23 protein-coding genes are annotated in these 25232 nt (G+C 33.9%); 8 read left to right on the forward strand and 15 right to left on the reverse strand.

Translation table 11 applies throughout. The features are described 5' to 3' along the window. Position 1: 1 nt before the first annotated feature. Positions 2-1171 carry an efflux RND transporter periplasmic adaptor subunit gene (locus tag KW502_RS08740; protein WP_219040173.1) on the forward strand — a complete coding sequence of 390 codons (1170 nt, stop codon included), beginning with the start codon at positions 2-4 and terminating at the stop codon, positions 1169-1171. Then, complete coding sequence (locus KW502_RS08745) at positions 1161-4628, forward strand: efflux RND transporter permease subunit (RefSeq protein WP_219040174.1); 3468 nt, start codon at positions 1161-1163, stop codon at positions 4626-4628. Before KW502_RS08740 ends, KW502_RS08745 begins: the two co-directional genes overlap by 11 nt. An 82-nt stretch (positions 4629-4710) precedes the next feature. Here KW502_RS08745 and KW502_RS08750 read toward each other — a convergent pair whose 3' ends face one another. The 11 genes from KW502_RS08750 to KW502_RS08800 all read right to left on the reverse strand — a co-directional run bounded on the left by KW502_RS08750 (position 4711) and on the right by KW502_RS08800 (position 13145). Continuing rightward, complete coding sequence (locus KW502_RS08750) at positions 4711-5655, reverse strand: DUF3078 domain-containing protein (RefSeq protein ID WP_219040175.1); 945 nt, start codon at positions 5653-5655, stop codon at positions 4711-4713. 83 nt (positions 5656-5738) lie between these two features. After that, positions 5739-6248 (reverse strand): DUF2480 family protein, encoded by a 510-nt coding sequence (locus KW502_RS08755; RefSeq protein ID WP_219040176.1) that lies wholly within the window; start codon positions 6246-6248, stop codon positions 5739-5741. Positions 6249-6294: 46 nt separating this feature from the next. Further along, positions 6295-6621, reverse strand: coding sequence for an SUF system Fe-S cluster assembly protein (locus KW502_RS08760; protein ID WP_219040177.1), 327 nt, complete (start codon positions 6619-6621; stop codon positions 6295-6297). Positions 6622-6624: 3 nt separating this feature from the next. After that, on the reverse strand, positions 6625-7050 hold the full coding sequence (locus KW502_RS08765) for a SufE family protein (RefSeq protein ID WP_255554184.1): 426 nt from the start codon (positions 7048-7050) through the stop codon (positions 6625-6627). Between the two features lies 1 nt (position 7051). Then, entirely contained in the window at positions 7052-7465 is a 414-nt protein-coding gene (locus KW502_RS08770) for an META domain-containing protein (RefSeq protein ID WP_219040178.1), read from the reverse strand. Between the two features lie 52 nt (positions 7466-7517). Continuing rightward, positions 7518-8741, reverse strand: coding sequence for an aminotransferase class V-fold PLP-dependent enzyme (locus KW502_RS08775; protein WP_255554185.1), 1224 nt, complete (start codon positions 8739-8741; stop codon positions 7518-7520). Between the two features lie 53 nt (positions 8742-8794). Next, on the reverse strand, positions 8795-10108 hold the full coding sequence (gene sufD / locus KW502_RS08780; protein ID WP_219040179.1) for a Fe-S cluster assembly protein SufD: 1314 nt from the start codon (positions 10106-10108) through the stop codon (positions 8795-8797). 45 nt (positions 10109-10153) lie between these two features. Further along, positions 10154-10909: a Fe-S cluster assembly ATPase SufC gene (gene sufC, locus KW502_RS08785; RefSeq protein ID WP_219040180.1), complete on the reverse strand. Its 756-nt coding sequence runs from the start codon at positions 10907-10909 to the stop codon at positions 10154-10156. A gap of 14 nt (positions 10910-10923) precedes the next feature. Next, positions 10924-11331 carry a hypothetical protein gene (locus KW502_RS08790; protein WP_219040181.1) on the reverse strand — a complete coding sequence of 136 codons (408 nt, stop codon included), beginning with the start codon at positions 11329-11331 and terminating at the stop codon, positions 10924-10926. A 16-nt stretch (positions 11332-11347) separates the two neighbouring features. After that, complete coding sequence (gene sufB / locus KW502_RS08795) at positions 11348-12796, reverse strand: Fe-S cluster assembly protein SufB (RefSeq protein WP_219040182.1); 1449 nt, start codon at positions 12794-12796, stop codon at positions 11348-11350. Positions 12797-12815: 19 nt separating this feature from the next. Beyond that, on the reverse strand, positions 12816-13145 hold the full coding sequence (locus KW502_RS08800) for a HesB/IscA family protein (protein WP_219040183.1): 330 nt from the start codon (positions 13143-13145) through the stop codon (positions 12816-12818). A 304-nt stretch (positions 13146-13449) separates the two neighbouring features. Between KW502_RS08800 and thiL the strand changes: the two genes are divergently transcribed. Next, complete coding sequence (gene thiL, locus KW502_RS08805; protein ID WP_219040184.1) at positions 13450-14508, forward strand: thiamine-phosphate kinase; 1059 nt, start codon at positions 13450-13452, stop codon at positions 14506-14508. A 273-nt stretch (positions 14509-14781) separates the two neighbouring features. On the opposite strand, the gene KW502_RS08810 is transcribed toward thiL, so the two are convergent. After that, positions 14782-15438, reverse strand: a complete 657-nt coding sequence (locus KW502_RS08810; RefSeq protein ID WP_219040185.1) for a hypothetical protein — start codon at positions 15436-15438, stop codon at positions 14782-14784. A gap of 99 nt (positions 15439-15537) precedes the next feature. Here KW502_RS08810 and KW502_RS08815 point away from each other — a divergent pair, with 99 nt between their 5' ends. Continuing rightward, positions 15538-16860, forward strand: coding sequence for an aspartate kinase (locus tag KW502_RS08815; protein WP_219040186.1), 1323 nt, complete (start codon positions 15538-15540; stop codon positions 16858-16860). 41 nt (positions 16861-16901) lie between these two features. Here KW502_RS08815 and KW502_RS08820 read toward each other — a convergent pair whose 3' ends face one another. Further along, positions 16902-17705, reverse strand: coding sequence for an alpha/beta fold hydrolase (locus tag KW502_RS08820; protein WP_255554186.1), 804 nt, complete (start codon positions 17703-17705; stop codon positions 16902-16904). 115 nt (positions 17706-17820) lie between these two features. Here KW502_RS08820 and KW502_RS08825 point away from each other — a divergent pair, with 115 nt between their 5' ends. Then, positions 17821-19377 (forward strand): serine hydrolase, encoded by a 1557-nt coding sequence (locus tag KW502_RS08825; RefSeq protein WP_219040187.1) that lies wholly within the window; start codon positions 17821-17823, stop codon positions 19375-19377. 76 nt (positions 19378-19453) lie between these two features. Here KW502_RS08825 and KW502_RS08830 read toward each other — a convergent pair whose 3' ends face one another. Beyond that, entirely contained in the window at positions 19454-20746 is a 1293-nt protein-coding gene (locus KW502_RS08830; protein WP_219040188.1) for an aminopeptidase P family protein, read from the reverse strand. Positions 20747-21014: 268 nt separating this feature from the next. On the opposite strand from KW502_RS08830, the gene KW502_RS08835 reads away from it, so the two are divergent. From KW502_RS08835 to KW502_RS08845, 3 genes are all read left to right on the forward strand, one after another. Further along, positions 21015-21677: a succinate dehydrogenase cytochrome b subunit gene (locus tag KW502_RS08835; protein ID WP_219040189.1), complete on the forward strand. Its 663-nt coding sequence runs from the start codon at positions 21015-21017 to the stop codon at positions 21675-21677. 14 nt (positions 21678-21691) lie between these two features. Next, positions 21692-23695 (forward strand): fumarate reductase/succinate dehydrogenase flavoprotein subunit, encoded by a 2004-nt coding sequence (locus tag KW502_RS08840; protein WP_219040190.1) that lies wholly within the window; start codon positions 21692-21694, stop codon positions 23693-23695. A gap of 75 nt (positions 23696-23770) precedes the next feature. Beyond that, complete coding sequence (locus KW502_RS08845) at positions 23771-24517, forward strand: succinate dehydrogenase/fumarate reductase iron-sulfur subunit (RefSeq protein WP_219040191.1); 747 nt, start codon at positions 23771-23773, stop codon at positions 24515-24517. 155 nt (positions 24518-24672) lie between these two features. Here the strand turns inward: KW502_RS08845 and KW502_RS08850 are convergent, their stop codons facing one another. Continuing rightward, the gene (locus tag KW502_RS08850; RefSeq protein ID WP_219040192.1) at positions 24673-25131 is read right to left on the reverse strand and encodes a hypothetical protein; all 459 of its coding nucleotides are present in this window, start codon (positions 25129-25131) and stop codon (positions 24673-24675) included. Positions 25132-25232: the final 101 nt, after the last annotated feature.

Consider the following 25232-nt stretch of genomic DNA (forward strand, 5'->3'; position numbering starts at 1 on the left):
CATGAAAAAGTTTATACTCCTTTCTTTCTTAAGCCTAAGCCTAGTTGCTTGTGGCGATAAAGAAAAATCTGTAAAAGATATTATAGAAACTGGAAAACTCTCTGAAATAAGAGCTAAGAAATCTGAAATTACGACCGAGCAAAACGAATTAAAAGATAAAATTGAACAGTTAAATGAGGCTATTGAGAGGCTCGATAAAAATAAATCTAAAGCTTTAGTGACTGTAGAAACCTTAAAGGACACCATTTTTAAACACTATGTAGAAGTACAAGGTGATGTAAAGACAGATCAAAACATTATTATTTATCCTGAATTTTCAGGCATACTTACTAACATTTTTGTGAAAGAGGGACAAAAAGTAAGCAAAGGACAACAATTAGCAAAAATTGATGATGGCGGTATGGGCAGTCAACTAGCACAATCTGAATCTCAGTTAGCGTTAGCCAAAACCACTTTCGAGCGACAAGAGCGTTTATGGAAGCAAGACATTGGATCTGAAATTCAGTATCTAGAAGCGAAAACCAATTATGAGGCGATGGAAAATTCAGTAAATCAATTAAGAACTCAACTTTCTAAAACCATTATTAGAGCTCCATTTTCAGGAACTATCGATCAGGTAATTGCAGATCAAGGACAAGTAGTAAATCCAGGACAAGATCAAATCTTTCGTTTAGTAAACCTTAATGAAATGTATGTAACTGCAGAAATACCAGAAACTTATTTAGGTAAAATTAACAAAGGCAGCGAAGTACTTGTAAACTTAAATTCTATTGGTAAAGAGTTTGAGGGTAACATTCAACAAGTTTCAGATTATATTAATCCCAACAACAGAAGTTTTAAAGTAAGAGTTTCTATTCCTAATGAGAATGGCGCCATTAAACCTAACCTTATTGCTACCGTTAAACTTAATGATTACACAGCTAAAAATACAGTGGTAATCCCTAAAAGTATTTTACAAGAAAATGCAGAAGGAGAAAGCGTAGCTTTCACCGTAAAAAAAGATACAGATAGTACTGGTGTAGCAGAAAGAAGAATTATAAAAACAGGACTAAGTTACCACGACAAAATTGAAGTTTTAGAGGGTTTAGAAAATGGTGAAGCCATCATTATCGAAGGAGCAAGATCTACAAGAGAAGGACAAAAAGTAAAAATTAGCGAAGATGTCAGATAAAAACACCCAACAAGAATTCTCGATTTCCTCTTGGGCAATTAGCAACCACATGACTGTTTATGTCATTATTGCAATTGTATTGCTTGGCGGATTATTGTCATACTACAGTATGCCACGAGAAGCCTTTCCTGAAATTATTGAAACCAAGATCTATGTAAGTTCTATAAACCCTGGTAACTCTGCAGAAGATGTAGAAAAATTTATTACAGAGCCACTAGAAGAAGAATTTAATGATGTAGCTGGCGTGCGCGAAATCACTTCTACCACCTTACAAGATTACTCTATTGTAATAGTAGAGTTTGAAGAAGATATTGAAGTAGCCACGGCTAAACAAAAAATTAAAGACAAAGTAGACCTAGTAAAGGCAGAAACTACTTGGCCCAATTTAGATAATGGAGCCAAGGTAGAACCTAATGTTTTTGATTTAAACCTTTCTGAAGAGCAACCAATTCTTAACGTTAATCTTACTGGAGATTATCCTATTCAGCAATTAAAAGATTATGCCGAATATCTTCAAGATAAAATAGAATTACTACCTCAAATTAAAGAAGCAACTATTCGTGGTGCCGAAGAAAAAGAAGTAGAAATTGCGGTAGATGTTTACAAAATGACCGCTTCTAAAATTAGCTTCAATGATATTGTTAACGCGATTAGCTATGAGAACAAAACGATTTCTGGTGGTAATGTCACTGAAAACGGAATTCAAAAAAACATTCGAGTAATAGGAGAAATTGAAGACCCTGAAGAACTTGAAGAAATTGTAGTGAAAAGCGAAGGCGGGGTTACTTATTTAAGAGACATCGCAGAAATTAACTTTCAAGAAAAAGACGCTACTACTTTTGCTAGAGAATACGGAGACCCCGTGGTTATGCTCGACATAAAAAAACGAGCAGGGAAAAACATGATTGAAGCGGTACAACAGATTAAAGAAATTATTGAGACCGAAAAAGAAGAATACTTTCCCAATAAATTGCACATTTCAGTTACTAACGACCAATCTATAAAAACTGAAAATCAAGTAAATGATTTGGTTAATAATATTATTTTCGGTGTAATTCTCGTGGTAGGCGTTTTAATGTTCTTTTTAGGCTTTAGAAATGCTCTTTTCGTAGGTATTGCTATTCCGTTATCGATGTTGCTCTCTTACATTATTTTGAGCGCTTTAGGCTTCACCTTAAATACTATGGTGCTTTTTGCTTTAGTAATGGGACTGGGAATGTTAGTTGATAATGGGATTGTTGTAGTTGAAAATGTTTACACATTAATGAGTGAAGGTATGCCAAGAATGAAGGCTGCCAAACAAGGTTTAGGAGAAATTGCTTGGCCAATTATTGCCTCGACAGCCACCACTCTGGCAGCATTTTTTCCGTTAGGATTATGGCCAGGGACAATTGGTAAATTTATGGTTATTTTCCCCATGACCTTATCAATCGTATTATTCTCTTCTCTATTTGTAGCATTAATTATCAACTCTATGCTTACTTCTCGATTCATGAAAGTGGAAGAAGAAGATATGAAAAGAAAAAAAGCTATTGTCGTAAGTATTGTTCTTGGAGTACTTGGTGTGATTATATTAATCGCTGGTCTAGTTCTAGAAATAGGTTTTTTCAGAGGTCTTGGTAACTTAATGTTACTTGCCGTAATAATGCTTTGGGTATATAGATTATTCTTAAAAAGAGCCGTATATTATTTTCAATATAAAGCTTTAAAAAAGTTGGAAAACTTTTATGAGCGTTTCTTAAAATATTCACTTAAAGGTAAAAAGGCTTACGTATTTTTATTTGGTACATTTTTACTACTCATTTTAAGTTTTGTATTAGTAGGCATAGCTCAGCCTAATGTTTTGTTTTTTCCTGAAAATGAACCTAACCAAATTATCACTTACATTGAATATCCTGAAGCTACCGATATTGAAAAAACCAATGAACTAACTAAAAGAATAGAAGAAAAAGTTTTTGGCGCCATTGAAAAATACAATGACAATGGCTATAACTATATGGTAGAATCTGCTATTTCACAAGTAGGGCAAGGAGCTGGAAATCCTCAGACTGACGGTGGCCAACAAAATGAAATGCCACATAAAGGAAAAATTACGCTTTCGATGCGAGAGTTTAACGACAGGCGTGGTGTAAAAAGTTCAACTGTGTTAAAAGAAGTGCGTGAGGCCGTTCAAGGTTTCCCTGGAGCTTCTGTGATTGTAGAGAAAGATGCAGCAGGACCGCCCGCTGGCTACCCAATTAATATTGAAATTAAAGGTGAAGATTACGACCAGATGCTTGCTGAAGCTCAGAAAATGAGATCTTTCATGCAAAACTTAAATATTGATGGAATTGAAGAACTTAAAATTGATGTCAATAAATCAAAGCCAGAACTTAATGTAAGAGTAGACCGTAAGAAAGCGGGGAGACTCGGAATAAATACCTCTACCGTAGGACAGACTTTGCGTAGAGCAATTTATGGAGAAGAAGTTTCTACCTATAAAGAAGGTGACGATGATTACGAGATTAACGTTAGGTTTAACGAAGAGTTTAGGTATAATGAAAATGCTATTTTTAATCAGCCTATTACCTTTAAAAATCAAAACTCAGGAGAGATTATGCAAATACCTATCTCTGCCATGGTTAATAAGAAACAAACTGCTTCATTTAGCTCTATTAAACGTAAAGACTTAAAACGAGTAATTACAATTTACTCAAATGTATTAGGAGATTATAACGGTAACGCCATCGTTCAGCAATTAAAAAGTGAATTAAAAAATTATGAGTTACCTAAAAAAATGAGTTTTAGCTTTACAGGAGAACAAGAAAAACAGCAAGAAAACATGGCGTTTCTTTTAAAAGCTTTAATGATTGCTTTAGGTGGAATTCTACTCATCTTAGTCGCTCAGTTTAACTCTATTTCTAAACCAATTATTATCTTAGTTGCCGTATTATTAAGCTTAGGTGGAGTATTTTTTGGCTTGGTAATTTTTAAAATGGATTTCGTTATCATTATGACGATGATGGGTATTATATCTCTCGCCGGAATCGTGGTAAACAATGCGATTGTATTGATTGATTACACCCAAATTCTTATCGACAGAAAAAAGGATGAATTAGGTTTAAATGAAGAAGATCTACTAACCAAGCAACAATATTTTGAGGTAATTGTAGCTGGAGGAAAGTCTAGGTTAAGACCGGTTTTATTAACCGCTATTACCACGGTTCTAGGATTAATACCATTGGCAGTCGGATTAAATATAGATTTCTTTTCTTTATTTATAGATTACAGTCCTAAAATTTATATTGGAGGAGATAATGTAATTTTCTGGGGACCTTTAGCTTGGACGGTTATCTTCGGTTTAACCTTTGCAACATTCTTAACATTGGTAATTGTACCGGTTATGTTTTACTTGAGTAATCGTGGAAAAGTTAAGTTTAGACAAAAAAGAGGAAAAGAACTTCAACCTAATGCTTAATGCAATTAATTTTTAAATTGAAATACAAAAAAGGCTTTCTGTTCATTCAGAAAGCCTTTTTCATTTAGAGGTAATTCTATTTTTATTCTTCTTGCGGATTAATCTTATAAGTAAAACCAACTCCTAACACTTCTCTTACCTGAAATGCTCTAACTGCATTATCATCATACACGGTTTGAAAAATAAAGTTAGCAGAAAGATAATCGTTCACTTTCATATTTAATTTTCCTGTATAATCTAAATCTACATTTTGAGGATCTTCTAAATAATTAGAATACAGATTAATCATATTTTCGAAAGAAACATTTTCAACAACATCAAACTTAGCATAAGCACTTACAGAAGCACCAAATTCAAAACGCATAGATTCGCCTTGGTCTACGCCAAAATAATCTCCGTCTTCATAGCCAGGTAAAGTCGTAAATTGATCGTCAACGAAAATAAAACGGGCAGTTGCTGGAGCAATATTCACTTTAAAATTATCATTCTTTTTCCATAACATTCCAGGACCTACTTGTAAATACCCTGGAGACATAAAATGAGTTGTTTCTGTTCTTACAACTTCTGTACCTACTACATTGCCGGTAGTTACGTCGATAACATCTTGTTCTGAATACTTATAACCTTTTGCAAACTGGGTTCTAAAGTTAGCAAATACAGAATAGTACCAATTAGAGTCACTAATCTCCCAACCTGCTACAGAATTTAATTCTAAACGGTCATTGGTTTTTCTTGTAAAATCTTGATCTTTTACTTTTGTTAATCCAAAATCTCCTAAAAAAGTATTATCCCAAGTAAAATTATCTTTGTTATAATTAAGGTTATAACTAATGGTAGCGTTACCTGCGTAATTAGAAGTACCTCCTCCTTGCCATTCGGCATTAAAAGCAGCTTGATTAAAAAGCAGTGAGAAAGTTCCTGTACCAATCCAGCCTTCCTTAGGCTTATCGTCTTCTTGCTCACTCTCTTGTGCAAAAATTACTTGACTACACAATATTGCCAAGCTTAAAAGTAATAATTTCTTCATAATGCAATTTTCAGTTTTAAAAATTGCCTACAAAGGTAAATTTTTTCAAGAGTTAGTTGTCAAAGAAATAATAAATTGAAGTTTTATTTTTTCTTTTTAAAGAGAGGAACTGAAGAACAAGCCTCGCCAAACATAATCGTTTTAACTACGGGTTGAAGTTTTTGTACTACTTGTAGGTAAGCATTATCTGGGACTGGTTTTTTTGAACACCCCTTTACAATTACTGGTAAGTCTCTAAATTTCTCAAAATCTATCGTATTAATCACTTCTTGATAGATGCTAATTTCTAATTGCTGAAGGTCTCCTAAAATTATTTTTTGGGCGTAAGGTTGAAGTTGAGTGGTGATAAGCATATATGCCCAAGCAGGCACAATAGCATCTGAAGAACAGGTAAGTGCTATAAATTGATTTTGATGTACTGACCAATTATAATTTTTCACATCTTCTCGAAAGTCTTTTTCACGTAGCACAAAGCCTTCATAAAGCCAGTCTTTTATATCAAAAAGTACTCGTTCACCTTCTGGATAGTATTCTTCTAAATTAAAGGTAACCAATTTGCTATTGGCAACTCTATTGATTATTTCTTCAGCCATAATTTAACTACTTAAAAGCCGAAAAATAATTTTTTCGGCTTTTATATTATAACATTCCTAATTCTAATTTCGCTTCTTCACTCATTAAATCTTGCGTCCAAGGCGGATCGAAAGTTAACTCTAACTCTACATCATTAACCTTATTTAATGACTTTACTTTTTCTTCTACCTCTTTTGGAAGTGTTTCTGCCACCGGACAGTTAGGTGTAGTTAAGGTCATTAATATTTTTACATCATAATCTTCATTTACAAAAACATCGTAAATAAGACCTAATTCGTAAATATCTACTGGGATTTCTGGATCGTAAATGGTTTTAAGCACCTTTACAATCTTCTCTCCTAATTCTTCTGTATTTATTTCTTCTGCGCTCATCGCTTATTGTACTTTGGTTTGGTATGCCAAAGCATACATTTTTAATTGTTTAATCATACTTACCAATCCGTTGGCACGTGTTGGTGACAAATGTTCTTTCAAACCAATTTCATCTATAAATTGAGTATCTGCATCTAAGATTGCTTGAGGCTTTTGGTTTGAAAATGCCCTAATTAAAATAGCAATTATTCCTTTGGTAATAATCGCATCGCTATCTGCCGTAAAAACTACTTTATCATCTTGCATATCGGCATGAACCCAAACTCTACTTTGGCAACCTTTAATGATATTTTCTTCAGTTTTGTATTGCTCGTCGATTAACGGAAGTGATTTTCCCAGCTCAATCATATATTCGTAACGCTGCATCCAATCGTCAAACATTTCGAATTCTTCTACAATCTCTTCCTGTATTTCTTTTATATTACTCAAACTAATTTTTCTTTTTTGCTTCGATTATCACTTTGCCTTCTTCATTTTTCAACAAAAGCTTTTCTGATGAAAGCTCATATATTTCAGTTTGCTGAAGCGTTTCTAAAAAACGGTTTTCTAACTGCATTTTTTCTTCGCACATCATACGCGTAGATCCTATATTACCGAATTCTACTTTATTTTCTTTTGATGTTTTTAAGCTTCCATAGTACTGATTACAACCTGAAAAGCCGTTAACTTTATTTTCTTCAATATTAAAGTTTAAGGTTAACTTGTACTTTTCAATATTATTTTCACCAATTTTTTCAACCAAATATTCACTAGTCATTAATGTTTTAGTTGAATTATCTGCTACATCCTTACAACTAGATATACTTAAAGCAGCAAAAAACAAAACAAATAATTTTAATTTCATAGTTGAAGGAATTTATTAATTAGCGAAAATTATAAACTTACAATTTTCACTCTTAAGATAACATGATTTTAGCTCTTTTCACTGCTTGTACAAAAGCATCTATTTCTTCTTTAGTGTTATAAAAACTAAAAGATGCTCTTACCGTTCCTGGTATTTTATAAAAATCCATAATAGGTTGCGCACAATGATGACCAGTTCTTACGGCGATTCCTAATTTATCGATAATTGTACCAATATCGTAAGGATGAATTCCTTCAAAATTAAAAGAAATAACTGCTGTTTTTTCTGAAGATGTTCCGTAAATTTTAAGATCACCTAAGGCTAACAATTGCTCGGTAGCATAGGTTAAGAGTTCGTGCTCGTAAGCGGCAATATGATCAAAACCTATTTCGTTTAAATAATCGATGGCTTTGCCAAAAGCGATTCCTCCACAAATATTTGGCGTTCCCGCTTCAAATTTATGAGGTAAACCGGCGTAAGTTGTTTTCTCGAAAGTTACTTGATCGATCATCTCTCCCCCTCCTTGATAAGGCGGAAGTTTGTTAAGCCAATCTTCTTTTCCGTAGAGCACTCCAACCCCTGTAGGACCGCACATCTTGTGACCAGAAACTACATAAAAATCTACATCTAAAGCTTGCACGTCTGCTTTAATATGCGGCGCAGCTTGCGCTCCATCGATTAACACCGCTGCTCCTTTTTGATGCGCTTTGGTAATTATTTTTTCAATATTATTTACCGTTCCCAAAGCATTAGAAACGTGGTTTACAAAAACTAGTTTTGTATTTTCTGAAAGTAATTCTTCGTAAGCCTCTAAATCTAACTCACCCGATTCTGTCATCGGAATCACTTTTAAGGTGGCTCCTGTTTTTTCACAAAGCATTTGCCAAGGAACAATATTAGAATGATGCTCTAATGCAGAAACAATCACCTCGTCTTTAGCTGTTAATACTGAAGCAAAGCCACTTGCTACTAAATTGATACCGTGAGTGGTTCCTGAAGTAAAAATGATTTCTTCTTTCTTTGCGGCATTAAAATGCGCTCGCAAAGTTTCACGGGCTTCTTCATAAGCATCGGTAGCTTCTTGAGAAAGACTGTGCACGCCACGATGAATATTAGCATTATAACTTTCATAATATTCAACAATCGCATCTATCACCACTTTTGGAGTTTGTGATGTCGCTGCATTATCTAAATATACTAAAGGATGACCATTTACTTTTCGTGAGAGTATGGGGAAATCTGCCCGTATTTTTTCTATATCTATTGTATGACTCATAAATGAGTTTTATTGATGAATAAGTTAACCCAAAGTAAATTTGTTAAGCTTGCTTACAAATCGAAACCTAAATTTACATTTAATTTATTCGCGATAAGTTTATTAATTCTCTGCTGTAATTCAGGTATTTTCACACTTGACAAAACATTGTTTGCGAAAGCATACATAAGTAACGCGCGCGCCTCTTTTTCTGGAATACCTCTAGATTTTAAGTAGAACATGGCGTCTTCATCTAACTGACCAATGGTACAACCGTGACTACACTTTACATCATCTGCAAATATCTCTAATTGAGGTTTAGAATTAATGGTCGCTTTATCGCTTACCAAGATATTGTTATTACTTTGGAAAGCATTTGTTTTCTGAGCTTCTTTCTCTACCACAACCTTTCCGTTAAAAACACCTACAGATTTATCGTCGTAAATTCCTTTATAATCTTGGTGACTTTCACAATTTGGTTCAATATGATGTACCAACGTATTATGATCTACATGTTGTTTATCTTCAATAATGGTAACTCCCTTCATCGTAGAATCGATATGTTCTCCTTTTTGAAAAAATTGAAGGTTGTTTCTAGTTAATTTACCACCAAAAGAAAACGTATGTATTGAACAATTACTATCGTCTTTTTGCTCCACATAAGTATTGTCAATCAAAGAAGCGCTAGATTTATCATTCTGAATTTTATAATAATCTAAGATGGCTCTTTTTTCAGCATAGATTTCTGTAACCGAATTTGTCAATACTGCATTATCGGTTAAACTTTGGTGACGCTCAATAATTTGAACGTTTGAATTTTCACCCAAAATCACCAAATTTCTTGGCTGTAACATCAAAGCAGATTCATTTCCTGTTGAAAAATTAAGAATCTGAATTGGTTTGTCTGCGACAGTATTTTTGGGAATATTAATAAATGCTCCTTCTCTAGAGAAAGCAGTATTTAAACTGTTTAGTGATGTTTTAGGAGCTATTTTATTAAAATATTTTTCGATGATTGGTTTATATTTGTCTTTACTTAAAGCTGAAGACATTAAACATGCATCGATTTTATCGTGGGTAGTTTGCGATAAATGAGAAGAATAGATTCCATCAATAAATACAATCGTATACGCATCTATATCGTGAATAAAATATTTCTTCACATCTTTATACTCAATGGCATCTTCTTTTTTAGGGAAAAGACTGTAATCTTCTTTTAAAATAGATTTTAAAGAAGTGTATTTCCAATCTTCATCTTTACGGGTTGGGAAACCAGTAGCTTCAAAATTTTTCATTGCTTCACTCCTCGTATTGTGAACCTTGGTGTTGACATCTACGTGCTCTTCAAAAGCAAAGAATGAAGAAATTAATTTATCTTTTAATTCCATGTGTTTTGTTGTTTTGGGTTAAAGTGATTTTTGAGAATTGAGTGCTTATACAGCTTTCATCTCTTCTTTAATCCAATCGTAACCATGCTCTTCTAATTTATAAGCGAGTTCTTTACCACCAGATTTTACGATTTTACCTTCAAGTAAAACGTGTACATAATCGGGAACGATATAATCTAATAGACGTTGGTAGTGTGTAATTACTAATACCGCATTATCTTTTGTTCTTAGTTTATTTACTCCGTTAGAAACGATTCTTAGCGCATCGATATCTAAACCAGAATCTGTTTCATCTAAAATTGCAAGCTTTGGCTCTAACATTGCCATTTGGAAAATCTCGTTACGCTTTTTCTCTCCTCCTGAAAACCCTTCGTTTAACGATCTAGATAAAAATTTTCTATCCATATCTAACAATTCAGATTTTTCTCTAATTTTTTTCAGCATATCTTTTGCTGGCATATCTTCTAAACCTTGTGCTTTACGATTTTCGTTAATTGCAGTTTTCATAAAGTTGGTTACAGAAACACCAGGAATTTCAACTGGGTATTGAAAAGATAAGAATAGACCTTTATGAGCTCGCTCGTCTGCTTCTAATTCTGAAATTTCTTGGTTTTCAAATATAATTTCACCAGAGGTTTGCTCATATTCTTCTTTTCCTGCAACTACATTAGCCAAGGTACTTTTACCTGAACCATTAGGGCCCATAATTGCGTGAACTTCTCCGGCATTAATCTCTAAATTAATTCCTTTTAAAATTTCTTTATCTTCAACACTCGCGTGTAAATTCTTTATCTTTAGCATATCTTTTTCTTCTTTTATTCTCCTTTAACTTTAATGGCCGGTTCTGAGGTTGGCTCAGATACCTTTATTATATTTTTAATTTCAACGATTTTTTCCCAACCGTCTTTATTAGGATTCTCTTTTATTTTCCCTTTTAAAATAACAGGAATCATATCATAATCTTCTCTTTTAAACTCTTCTACTTGACTAGCCAATTTTTTAGCCATTTCATCGAGTTCTACTCCGTAAATAAAATCATCTCCTTTAAGTACCGCAGCATCTTCCGTATAAATATACTCACCGCTAAGAACTACTTCACCATCAGAAGAAATTGTTTCTACTTTCTCAACAACTTTATCGTTATCTGATGCTTTCTTTTCTTCATCTTTACAGCTTATACTAACTATTGAAACTGCTAAAAGTGTAATGATAATTTTTTTCATATGATATTCTATTCTATTAACCTACTGATCCTTCTAATGATATTTCTAATAATTTTTGAGCTTCCACCGCAAATTCCATAGGAAGTTTATTTAATACTTCTTTACTAAATCCATTTACAATAAGCGCAATTGCTTTTTCAGTATCGATACCGCGTTGGTTACAATAAAAAATTTGATCTTCTCCAATTTTACTGGTGGTTGCCTCGTGCTCAATTTTAGCTGTTTTGTTTTTAGCCTCAATATATGGGAAGGTATGCGCTCCACACTCATTCCCCATTAATAAAGAATCACACTGCGAGAAGTTCCTTGCGTTTTCTGCTCTTCCGTTAATTTGAACTAAACCACGGTAAGAATTCTGAGATTTCCCAGCAGAAATACCTTTAGAAATAATGGTACTCTTTGTGTTTTTACCTAGGTGAATCATTTTAGTTCCTGTATCTGCCTGTTGGTAATTATTAGTTACCGCAATAGAATAAAATTCTCCTACCGAGTTATCTCCTTTTAAAATACAAGAAGGATACTTCCACGTTACAGCAGACCCTGTTTCTACTTGCGTCCAAGAAATTTTAGCATTTTTCTCACAAAGCCCTCTTTTGGTAACAAAATTAAAAACTCCACCTTTCCCATCTTTGCTTCCAGGAAACCAGTTTTGTACCGTACTATATTTAATTTCGGCATCATCTAGCGCTACTAATTCTACTACCGCTGCGTGCAATTGATTTTCATCTCGCATTGGTGCGGTACAACCTTCTAAGTAACTCACATAGCTCTCTTCGTCTGCAATTACTAAGGTTCTTTCGAACTGACCGGTACCCGCTTGATTTATTCTAAAATATGTTGATAGCTCCATTGGGCAACGAACACCTTTTGGAATGTAACAAAAAGAACCATCACTAAATACTGCTGAATTTAATGCTGCATAGAAATTATCTTTTTGCGGAACCACAGTACCTAAATATTTTTTCACTAATTCTGGATGTTCTTTGATCGCTTCTGAAATAGAACAAAAAATAATTCCTTTTTCTGCTAATGTTTTTTTGAAAGTTGTAGTTACAGAAACAGAATCCATCACCACATCTACAGCAACACCAGCAAGCATTTTTTGTTCATCTAAAGAAATTCCAAGTTTTTTAAATGTATCTAATAACTCTGGATCTACTTCATCTAGACTATCGTATTTCGGCTTTTTATTGGGAGCCGAGTAATAAGAAATATTTTGAAAATCGGGTTTAGGATAATTTACATTTGCCCAATCTGGCTCTTCCATTTCTTGCCAAATACGAAAAGCCTCCAGACGCCAATTGGTCATCCATTCTGGCTCTTCTTTCTTTTTAGAAATAGCTCTTACAATATCTTCATTTAAACCAACTGGAAAGGTTTCAGATTCTATATCTGTGTAAAAACCATATTCATATTCTTTGGTTTCTAACTCTTTCTTTAAGTCGTCTTCTGTAAATTTATTCATTACTTAATTTTCTTCTTTATTAAAGTGAAAATGATTCACCACAACCACAAGTTCTTTGTGCGTTTGGATTGTTAAAAACAAATCCTTTACCATTTAGGCCACCAGAATATTCTAGTATGGTCCCAACCAAGTATAAAAAACTTTTTTTATCTACCACAATTTTCACTTGGTTAGCTTCAAAAAGCTTATCGCCTTCTATTTGTTCTTTATCAAATTTTAGATCGTAAGAAAGTCCAGAACATCCTCCACTTTTTACTCCTACTCTCACGAAATCTGTAGCCACATCAAAACCTTCTTCAGCCATAAGCTGCCCTAGTTTTGTTTTTGCTTCATTACTAACTTCAATCATAACGCAAATCGTTAATTAATTTAATTTGGCAAATATACCATTTACAACCGTGAATACCATATAGCTAAACATTATTCTAATTTATTTTACAATCAAAAAACATTATACAGCTATAGTTTCAACTTACTATTTTATTGGTCGAAATAAACTTCTATAAATAACTAAAACTTTAGCTTTTCTTCTCTATAATCGCTAAATTTTATCCACAAAAATCTAATCTATAGAGAAAAAATTAAATTTTGAATGAAAATCTTTATTATTAATTAATTTTGCAAGTTGACAAAACAGCATAAAGTCTCAAGATATGTTTGATAATAAAGATAGTAAAACCAATTTATCTGAATTAGGTGAATTTGGACTCATAGATCACCTTACGCGTTATTTTGAAGTAAAAAGAACTTCAACCAATATCGGTATTGGCGACGATGCCGCAGTTTTAAACTTTGAAGGAGATGAAACTGTCGTAACCACAGATTTATTGGTAGAAGGCGTTCATTTCGATTTGTCTTTTATGCCGCTTAAACATTTAGGCTATAAAGCTGTGATGGTAAATCTTTCTGATGTTTATGCGATGAATGCAGAGGCTACGCAAATTACCATTTCTATTGCCGCTTCTAACCGTTTTCCTGTAGAAGCTTTAGAAGAATTATACGCCGGTATTTTATTGGCTTCTAAAAAATATAATGTTGATGTGGTTGGTGGCGACACCACCTCTTCTACTGCAGGGTTAATGATTAGCATCACCGCCTTGGGGAGAGCTAAAAAAGAAAAAATAACCACTCGTAGCGGAGCAAAAGCGAATGATTTATTAGTGGTTTCTGGAGATTTAGGCGCTGCATACATGGGCTTACAGGTGCTAGAACGTGAAAAGCAGGTTTTTAAAGCCAACCCAAATGCACAACCCGACTTAGAAGCTTACAGTTATATTGTTGAGCGTCAACTAAAACCTGAAGCTCGTAAAGATATTCCAGAATTACTAGAAGCGTTAGAAGTGCAACCAACATCGATGATCGATATTAGCGACGGACTTTCTTCTGAAGTGATTCACTTATGTAAAAACTCTAAAGTCGGTGTTAACATTTTCGAAGAAAAAATACCATTAGACCCTACGGTAATTACAGTTTGCGAAGAATTTAATATTGATAGTACGATGGTCGCTTTGAGCGGTGGTGAAGATTATGAACTTTTATTTACAGTAGATCAAAGTGATTATGAAAAAATAAAAGCAAATCCTAACTTAACCATTATTGGTCACATGACCGAAGAACGTGAAGGAATGCACCTCATCACTAGAGCAAATCAAAAAATCCCTATCCAATCTCGTGGTTGGAATTCTTTTGAAGATGCAAATGACGAAGAATAATTTTCTTTAATTTATTATATTGAAAACTCTCGCTATTATGCGAGAGTTTTTATTTGTCTTTTTTTGAAGTTTTAAAAAGTCGGAATAAAATATAAATCGAAAATAGCAATATAATCGTAAAGCCAGTTACAGAAAATACAATTCGCCAAGAAGCGAACTCTTTATAATTTTCTAACATTCTAAACAACTGAAATCCTTGAAAAATATTCAAAAAGCCAAGCGCGATTACTAACGGTATTAATCTTTTTTTCATTATTCTAATTTAATTGGTTTTTAATTCTTCAACCCCTTAATCGCAGCAAACGCTTGCTCTACCAAATCTTCTTCTACCAAAACAGTAAACTCATTTGTCGTAGAAACGACCTCGTATAAAGCGATATTTTGCCAAGCCAAATGTTTAAAAATTTGATAATATAAACCAGCGACTTTAAAATTATCTTGTGGCAATTGTACACTAATCGCTGCCAAACCTTCCCGCTGAATAATTAAGTTTTCTTCTTTAAAAAATGAATTAACTTTTTCAGTCTCTGAACCAGATATCATGATATTGCTCTCTAAAATACCTCGAGTGAAGGCGTAAAATAAGTGTGTATTTTCAGAAACATAATTCAGTAATTTCCCGTGACAATTCACCAACGTATTTGTATTTTTAAACGTAAACGCCGATATATTTGAACGCACCGTAATATCTCCTAAGTTTTTGAAAGCAAGCTTTATTTTTTGATTTTTGCTCACTCCAGGCGGAGAGTGATAACGTCGCAACGCCATCATAACGGCACCTGTTTTTACTGGTTTTTTCAACATCGAAGTGATCTCTGGTTGCAATTCTTCTGCCAAAGCACTAAAATTAATAATTTCTCGCTGCAAAGCTTCCTCTAAGAATGGTTGTGATTTTAAGATTTGCTCAACACCTTGCGCTACCGTTTTCATTTTGTTAATTATTTAACTTTATGTGTAAAATTAGTAAAATTTAAATATTTATAAGGTAAATAACTTGATCTCAATTACATTCGGGAAAAATATAATGAAATGAAAGTTTTAAAATTTGGTGGCACCTCCGTAGGAACGATTGGTAATATTCAAAAAGTAAAAAAAATTATTCACGATGGTGAGCCAAAAATTGTTGTGCTATCTGCCATGAGTGGCAGCACAAACAAATTAGTAGAATTATCTCAATTCATCAAATCTAATCAAGTAGCAGAAAGCGAAGCCATCATTCATCAACTTGAACAAAAATATTTAGCAGCCATAACTGGGCTTATTAAAGATGAAGACAGCATAGAGCAGCTCAAAAAATACATTTATGCCCTTTCAGAAAGATTACAATCTTCTATTGATAATCAAATTAGTAATTACAACGAAATTGTTGCGCAAGGTGAATTATTTTCTACCTATTTAGTGAATCAATTTTTACAAGAACAAGGTATTGCTTCAGCATTAATTCCCGCTTTAGATTTCATGCGTGTAGATAAAGAAGGAGAACCTGATTACTTTTACATTCAACAAAACATCAATCGGATTTTAAAAGATAATCCCAACCAAGAAATTTACGTAACTCAAGGTTTTATTTGTTTGAATAATGAAGGAAATATTAGCAACTTAAAACGCGGTGGTAGCGATTACACAGCCAGTATTATTGGTGCGGCTATTAAAGCTGAAGAAGTACAAATTTGGACCGATATTGATGGCTTTCATAACAACGATCCTCGCGTTGTAGAAAACACATATTCTATTGCAGCACTTTCTTTTGATGAAGCTGCAGAGCTAGCTTATTTCGGCGCAAAAATTCTTCATCCCCAAACCGTGGTTCCTGTTAGAAATTTGGAAATACCAGTTCGTCTAAAAAACACCAATGCTCCTGAAGCTAAAGGAACCTTAATCTCTAATAAAATTACAGGTGAAGGCATTAAAGCTATCGCCGCTAAAGATGGAATTACCGCCATCAAAATTAAATCTGAACGAATGCTGCTCGCCCACGGTTTCTTAAAAAAGGTTTTTGAAATTTTCGAGAAATACAAAACCGCTATCGACATGATTACCACATCAGAAATTGCAGTTTCTTTAACTATCGACGATAACAATTATTTACCAGAAATTACCTCAGAACTTCTCAAATTTGCACAAGTAGAATTAGAAGAAAACAAAAGCATTGTCTGTATGGTAGGCAATAATATTATTCATCATAAAACTACTCCGCAGCTTTTTAATATTCTACAAGATGTAAATATTCGCATGATTGCTTATGGCGGCAGTAACAATAATATTTCTTTATTGGTTAATACCGAAGACAAAACTAAAACTTTAAAATTACTTAATGCATATATTTTTAAACCTCAGCCTGCTTTCGATTAATTTTAAAATTCACATAAAAGACTGTCATTTGGCAGTCTTTTTCAACTAAATAAAGTTATCAATTTTTCTCCCAACTCTTCTCTATTTTCTAAATAACTCATATGTCCGTCCTCAAAAGCAATAAAATTTGAATGTGCTTGTTCAGCAATTTCTTTAATTTCTTGAAACGGAACGACTGGATCATTTTTACCTGAAATAATTACTTTCTCTCCTTTATATTGCTGAAGAACCTTAGTGCGGTCTTTCCTGTTTTTTAAGCCTTCTATAGCCGCAATAATATTTTCTTCAGGAATTTGGGTCGCCTCTTCTACCAAGGTATTAATTTTGGGTCTTAATGCATTTCGGTTTTCATCAGTAAATAAATTTTTAATCGCCATACTTATAAAAGCTTTCTTGTTTTGCTTTACCAAACGCTTGGCGCGATCACGATTTTGCTTACGCTCTTCAGAATCTGCTACGGGAGAAGAATTCAGCAATATTAATTTTTCTAATTGCTGCGGAAATTTCTCTGCAAACGCTAACGCCACATAACCACCCATTGAATGTCCAATCAACGAAAATTTTTTAATTTTTAAATGAAACAAAACTGCATGTACAACTTCTGCCATCGTTTCCATTGAATGGATATAACCTAATTTCTCGGTATTTCCGTGACCTAATAAATCTATAGTTACTACTCGATGCGTCTTTTTAAGTTCCAGTGTCAAATGTTTCCAAATACTTGAACTTTCTAAAAAGCCATGGAGCAAAACGATTGTTTTGCCTTTACCTTCAGCAGTAAAAGCAATTTGTATATTTTTGTAGGAGATAAATTCTTGCATTGCGCAAAAATAACGTCTTTTCAAGTATTTGAAAGTTTTGAATTATAAATCTAATTTGCTTTTCCTAAAAACATTAGCTTGATGTGATGCTGAAGCAAGTTTAGCATGACGCAATTTAAATATGATAAAAACCATTTTCATGAAAAAAACAAACCTTCTTTTTCTTTTCAGTCTTCTCATATCGATAAGTCTTTCAGCACAAATAAAAGACCGTAAACTCGATAAAGTCATTCAAAACTCATTAGAAACTTTTGAAGTTCCCGGTATTTCTGTGGGAATTATTAAAGACGGAAAAATTGTGTATGCCGAAGGTCACGGAGTTCGTTCTTTAAAGAATAACAAACCGATGACGAAAGAAACCTTAGTTGGTATTGCTTCTAACAGTAAAGGATTCACCTGTTTTTCACTAGCGATGTTGGTAGATGAGGGTAAACTAGATTGGGACGATAAAGTGCGTAAATACATTCCTGAATTTAAAATGCCCGATGCTTTTGTGACTGAAGAATTTACCATTCGCGACCTAGTAACGCACCGAAGCGGTTTGGGTCTTGGAGCCGGCGATTTAATGTTTTTTCCTGAAGGAAGCGATTTTACCATAGAGGATGTGATTGCCAATATGAGCAAACAAGACCAAAAAAGTGCTTATAGAAGTTCTTTCAAGTACAATAATAATATGTTCATTATCGCGGGAGAAGTGCTTCATCGTGTAAGTGGACTCACTTGGGAAGAGTTTATCGAGCAGCGTATCCTACAACCTGTCGGAATGAAAAACAGTAAAGCTTCTTACAGCCGCGTGACCGATAAATCGAATATTATTGATGCACACACCAGAACAGAAGGAGAAGTAATTCACATTCCGCACGACTGGAGCGACCTTGCCAATCCTGCTGGCGGTATTATGAGTAACGTTTCTGATATGCTAACTTGGGCAGAATTTCTAATGAACGATGCGGTGACTAAAAAAGGAGAACGTTTATTAAGTGAAGAGCAAATGCATAACTTATGGCAATTGCAAACACCATTACCTGTAAGTAAAGAAAATGATTATAACACTCATTTTTCTGGCTATTCATTAGGTTGGTTTGTAAGTGATGTAAATGGTGGTTACAAACAAGTTAGCCACACAGGCGGTTTATTAGGAACGGTTACACAATTCACTATGATTCCTGAATTAGATTTAGGGATTGTGGTACTTACCAATCAAATGGTGGGTAGTGCTTTTAGCTCGATCACCAATACCATTAAAGACAGCTATTTAGGTTACAAAGACCGAAATTGGGTCGAAAAGTATGGCGAGAAAAATGAAGAATGGATTACCTATAACGACAGTATAAAAACAGTAGTTTACAAACAAGTTGAAAAAATTAAAAATAAACCAGCGTTAGAAACTTCAAAAATCTTAGGAACTTATCAAGATGATTGGTTTGGTGAAATTACCATCAAAAAAGAAGGCAACGAACTTCAAATTTCTTCAGCACGTTCTTCTCAACTTACAGGAAAATTACTTCCTTACAGCTTAACCACTTATATTGCAAAGTGGGACAATCGCAGTTTTGATGCTGATGTTTTTGTTCTATTTACGCTGAATGAAAAAGGTGAAGCTTCAGAAATTACGATGAAACCAATCGCACCCATTACCGATTTCAGCTTCGATTTTGAAGATTTGCATTTTTATAAAAATGAAACTGAAGATTAAAATTTAATTCAATTAAAATCATAAAAAAAGGCTTCGAATCAACGAAGCCTTTTTTTAATTTATATTTTCTTACCAATTAAGAATTCATTAAATCTTCAATTTCATCTGCTTCAATAGGAATGTTTTTCATTAAGTTGATTGGCTCTCCATTTTCTTGAATCACTAAATCATCTTCAAGACGAATACCAAAACCTTCTTCTGGTAAATAAACTCCAGGTTCTACGGTAAACACCATATTGGCTTTCATAGGTTCGTGCAACAATCCGTAATCATGAGTATCTAAACCTATATTGTGAGAAGTACCGTGCATAAAATATTTCTTATAAGCTGGCCAGTCTGGATTTTCATTTTGCACATCTGCTTTATCTAAAATACCTAATTCTAAAAATGCTGATGTTGCCATTTTACCAACTTCTTTATGGTAAGCTGCCCAATCTGTACCTGGCACTAACATCTTAGAAGCTTCTTTCTTAATGTGATTTATTTTATTATAAACCTCTTTTTGACGCTTAGTAAATTTACCACTTACCGGAATAGTTCTAGACATATCGCTTGAATAATTAGCATATTCTGCCCCTACATCTAATAAAATTAATTCGCCCTCTTTACATTGTGCTTTGTTTTCAATATAGTGTAGAACGTTTGCATTGTTTCCAGAAGCAACAATTGGTGTATAAGCAAAACCACGAGAGCGATTGCGTAAAAATTCGTGCATAAACTCTGCTTCAATTTCATACTCCCAAACGCCAGGTTTCACAAAATTTAAAATTCTTCTGAATCCCTTTTCTGTAATATTGCAAGCCTGCTGCATCACATCAAGCTCTAAGTGATCTTTAACAGAGCGTAAGCGCTGTAAAATAGGGTTACTCTTTGCCACCGAATGTGCTGGATAACTCTCTAACAGCCATTTATTAAAACGTGCCTCACGAGTTTCTGTTTCTACATTAGCGCGATAATGCTCGTTAGTGTTGATGTAAACCGTTTCACTTTGGGCCATTAATTCATGAAGAACTTTATGAAAGTCTTTTAACCAATAGACTGTTTTTACTCCTGAAGTTTTAAAAGCTTTTTCTTTGGTTAACTTCTCACCTTCCCAAACCGCAATATGTTCGTTAGTTTCGGTTAAGAAAAGGATTTCACGATGCTTCTCGTGAGGAGCATCAGGAAATAACACCAACACACTTTCTTCTTGATCTACCCCACTTAGGTAATAAATATTTCTATCTTGTTGAAAAGGAATGGTACTATCGGCACCGATAGGATAGGTGTCGTTAGAATTAAATACCGCTAAACTCTTAGGCTTCATTTGCGCCATAAAATTTTTACGGTTTTTTATAAACAAATCTGAATTTATAGGTTGATATCTCATAAAAATTGAATTTTTCCAAATTTAAGAAAGCCTAAGCACAATCTTCCGCTAAGCCGAAAAAAATTAACTGTCTAATAAAAGCATAAGCTGATTATAAAAGAACTAAAAAAATTATAATCTTATGCTATATAATTTCAATCGATTACACTTAAACTAAAACGATATAGCTTATACTAATTCTAAATAAGGAGAAACGATTGTGAAAGTTTGTTCATAACCTTTTTGAAGCGTATTTTTGTATAAAATTTTAAATAAATACTCGAAACCAATGGGTGGATTAATAAAATCTTCTGTAGCAAAGAAGTTTGCTATGGCTTTATCGGGACTATTTCTTGTTCTTTTCTTAGCACAACACTTTACCATTAATCTTACTTCTGTAATTGCACCAGATGTATTTAACGAATTGTCCCATTTTATGGGAACCAATTTTTTAGTACAAGCAATCTTACAGCCAGTACTAATTTTTGGAGTGGTTTTTCACTTCATTATGGGGTTTGTGTTAGAAATTCATAACAGAAAAGCACGTGCCGTAAATTACGTAAATTATAACGGAAGCGCTAACTCAAGCTGGATGTCTAGAAACATGATTTATTCTGGAGCTGTTATCTTAGCTTTTTTAGCTTTACACTTTTATGATTTTTGGGTGCCAGAATTAATACACAAGTATGTACAATCTCATCCTGAAGATCCTGCTAGATATTACACAGAAACCGTTGCAAAATTCGAAAGCCCTGTAAGAACAGGATTGTATGTAATTTCATTCATCTTTTTGATGTTACATTTATTACACGGTTTTGCATCTTCATTTCAATCTGTAGGGTGGAATAACAAATATTCCAAAGGAATTCAAGGCTTTACTAAAGCTTACGCAATTATCATTCCTTTAGGATTTATTTTTATTGCTTTATACCACTATATCAATAACCTATAATACGCAGAAAGATTATGTCAGTTTTAGATTCAAATATACCAGAAGGACCACTTAAAGATAAGTGGACAAAACATAAAAATGATATTAACCTGGTTAACCCGGCCAACAAGCGTAATATAGATGTTATTGTGATTGGTACAGGTTTAGCCGGTGGAAGTGCTGCGGCAACTTTAGCCGAATTAGGTTATAACGTAAAAACATTTTGTTACCAAGATTCTCCAAGACGTGCTCACTCTATTGCGGCGCAAGGTGGTATTAATGCTGCCAAAAATTATCAAGGAGATGGTGACTCTAATTATAGACTGTTCTATGATACCGTAAAAGGTGGCGATTACCGTTCTCGTGAAGCAAACGTTTATCGTTTAGCGGAAGTTTCTGGTAATATTATCGATCAATGTGTAGCACAGGGAGTTCCTTTTGCTCGTGAATACGGTGGTCTTTTAGATAACCGTTCTTTTGGAGGAGTATTAGTTTCAAGAACCTTCTACGCAAAAGGACAAACAGGACAACAATTATTATTAGGTGCGTATTCTGCCATGAACCGCCAAATTAACCGTGGTAAAATACAGTCTTTTAACCGTCACGAAATGATGGATTTAGTACTGGTAGACGGTAAAGCTCGAGGTATTATTGCTAGAAATATGGTCACCGGAGAAATAGAAAGACATTCAGCACACGCTGTGGTCTTAGCTTCTGGTGGTTATGGTAACGTTTTTTTCTTATCTACAAATGCGATGGGAAGTAACGTAATGGCGGCCTGGAGAGCTCACCGTAGAGGTGCTTACTTCGCCAACCCTTGCTATACTCAAATTCACCCAACTTGTATCCCTGTTTCAGGAGATCATCAGTCTAAGTTAACCTTAATGTCTGAGTCTCTTCGTAATGATGGACGTATTTGGGTGCCTAAGAAAAAAGAAGATGCAATTGCTATTAGAGAAGGCAAAAAGAAACCTACCGAGCTTACCGAAGAAGAAAGAGATTATTACTTAGAAAGAAGATATCCTGCGTTTGGTAACTTAGTACCACGAGATGTGGCATCGAGAGCTGCAAAAGAACGTTGCGATGCTGGTTTTGGTGTGAATAAAACAGGGGAAGCTGTATTTTTAGATTTCGCCAGTGCTATTAAACGCTATGGGAAAGAACAAGCATTCACATCAGGAAATAAAAATGCTTCAGAAGCAGAAATTATAAAATTAGGAAAAGAGGTTGTCGAGTCTAAATACGGGAACCTTTTTCAAATGTATCAAAAAATTGTAGACCAAAATCCTTACGAAACGCCAATGATGATTTATCCAGCGGTTCACTACACAATGGGAGGGCTTTGGGTAGATTATAATTTGCAAACTACAATTCCTGGTTGTTATGCAGCAGGAGAAGCTAATTTCTCAGATCACGGTGCAAACAGACTTGGAGCTTCTGCCTTAATGCAAGGTTTAGCTGATGGTTATTTTGTATTACCATACACTATTGGAGATTACCTTTCTAAAGATATTAGAACTGGTAAAATATCCACAGATACACCAGAATTTGAAGCGGCTGAAAAAGAAGTAACAGATAGAATTAATAAATTATTAAATGCTGCTGGCAAACATTCTGTAGATTATTACCATAAGAAATTAGGTAAAATCATGTGGAATAAATGTGGTATGGCTAGAAATGCTCAAGGTTTACAAGAAGCGATTGAAGAAATTAAAGAGCTAAGAGAAGATTTTTGGGCAAATGTGAAAGTTACTGGAGCTACTGATGGTAAAAATGCCGAATTAGAAAAAGCAGGACGCGTTGCAGATTTCTTAGAATTAGGAGAATTATTTGCTAAAGATGCCTTACATAGAAATGAATCTTGTGGGGGTCACTTTAGAGAAGAATACCAAACTGAAGAAGGTGAAGCCTTGAGAGATGATGAGAACTTTAAATATGTAGCCGCTTGGGAGTACAAAGGCAACCCGAGAGATGCACAATTACATAAAGAAGAGTTAGACTTCAAAAATATTGAATTGAAAACAAGAAGCTATAAATAGATGCCGGTATTGAGCTATGAGGTGTTACAATTTAGCGACTCAGTACTCAATACTCAATACTAAAATCTAAAAAATATGAAACTTACACTTAAAATATGGCGTCAAGAAAACGCTAACGTAAAAGGAAAGATGGTAACCTATCCTATTGATGGAATTGAAGGTGATATGTCTTTTCTTGAGATGTTAGACGTTTTAAATGAAGAATTGATTAATAAAGGAGACCAGCCCGTAGAATTTGATCACGATTGTCGTGAAGGTATTTGTGGGGCTTGTTCTTTACAAATAAATGGCGAACCACACGGTCCAGACAAATTGGTAACGACTTGCCAATTACACATGCGTTCTTTTAAAGATGGAGACACCATCGTTATAGAGCCGTTTAGAGCAAAAGCATTTCCTGTAGTTAAAGATTTAATTGTAGATAGAGGTTCTTTTGATCGTATTCAGCAAGCTGGTGGTTATGTTTCTGTGAATACTTCAGGAAATACAATTGATGCAAACAGCATTCCTGTAAACAAACATGATGCAGACGATTCTTTTGCAGCAGCAACTTGCATTGGTTGCGGGGCCTGTGTAGCTGCATGTAAAAATGCTAGTGCAATGTTATTTACTTCTGCAAAAGTATCACAATATGCATTATTACCGCAAGGACAAGTAGAAGCTACAGAGCGTGTGCAAAATATGGTGAGACAAATGGACATAGAAGGTTTTGGTAACTGTAGTAATACTGGAGCTTGCGAAATTGAATGTCCTAAAGGAATTTCTCTAGAGAATATTGCTAGAATGAATCGTGAATATATGAGCGCTACATCTAAAGGATAAAACTTATTATAGTAAAAATAAAAATCCCAATTTCAATAAAATGAATTTGGGATTTTTTGTTTAAAAACAAAAAAGGTAAGCTACTCACCTACCTTTTAAGACAAAACAAAAAATATAACTTTAGAAATAATTTTAAAAAGTTAACTTATATAAAATTAATTAAGATGAATTACTAACTCGATTGTATTTCCCTTTAAAAAAGTCAATTCGACTGGGTATGTTGCATTTTGCCAAGATCTAGTAATTATATTTCCATGGAAAAGATCTAATAAATCATTCAAACTAAATTTATTTCTAGAAAAATCATCTTTACCATATAAATCACACAGTTTATCCATAAGTGTTTTCAGATTAAACAATACTGATTTACACTTAGTTTGCTTTAAATAAATTTTAGTTTGATGAGTAACCTCTAATTTTTGTATTTCAATTTTATCAAAAACAAATACTTCCTTTTCCTTTTGCTTAAATAAAACTCTTTTCACCTCATCGTCAAAAATCTCTCGATCCAAAAGATTAAGCGCTCTATTTATATTATTTAAATCAATATTTAACACATCAAAAATAGTTTCACTTTCAGACATCATCGAAGGGTTTAATAATAAAGAATTCATAATTATAAGGTTTAATTGAACAACAATGTAAAGTAAATAAGAATTGAAGGCTATACACTCAGTATAACTTCCCGTTTTATAAAATAGGTGATAATACTTAT

The sequence above is a fragment of the Mesonia aestuariivivens genome (assembly GCF_019311235.1).
Classification (GTDB): domain Bacteria; phylum Bacteroidota; class Bacteroidia; order Flavobacteriales; family Flavobacteriaceae; genus Mesonia; species Mesonia aestuariivivens.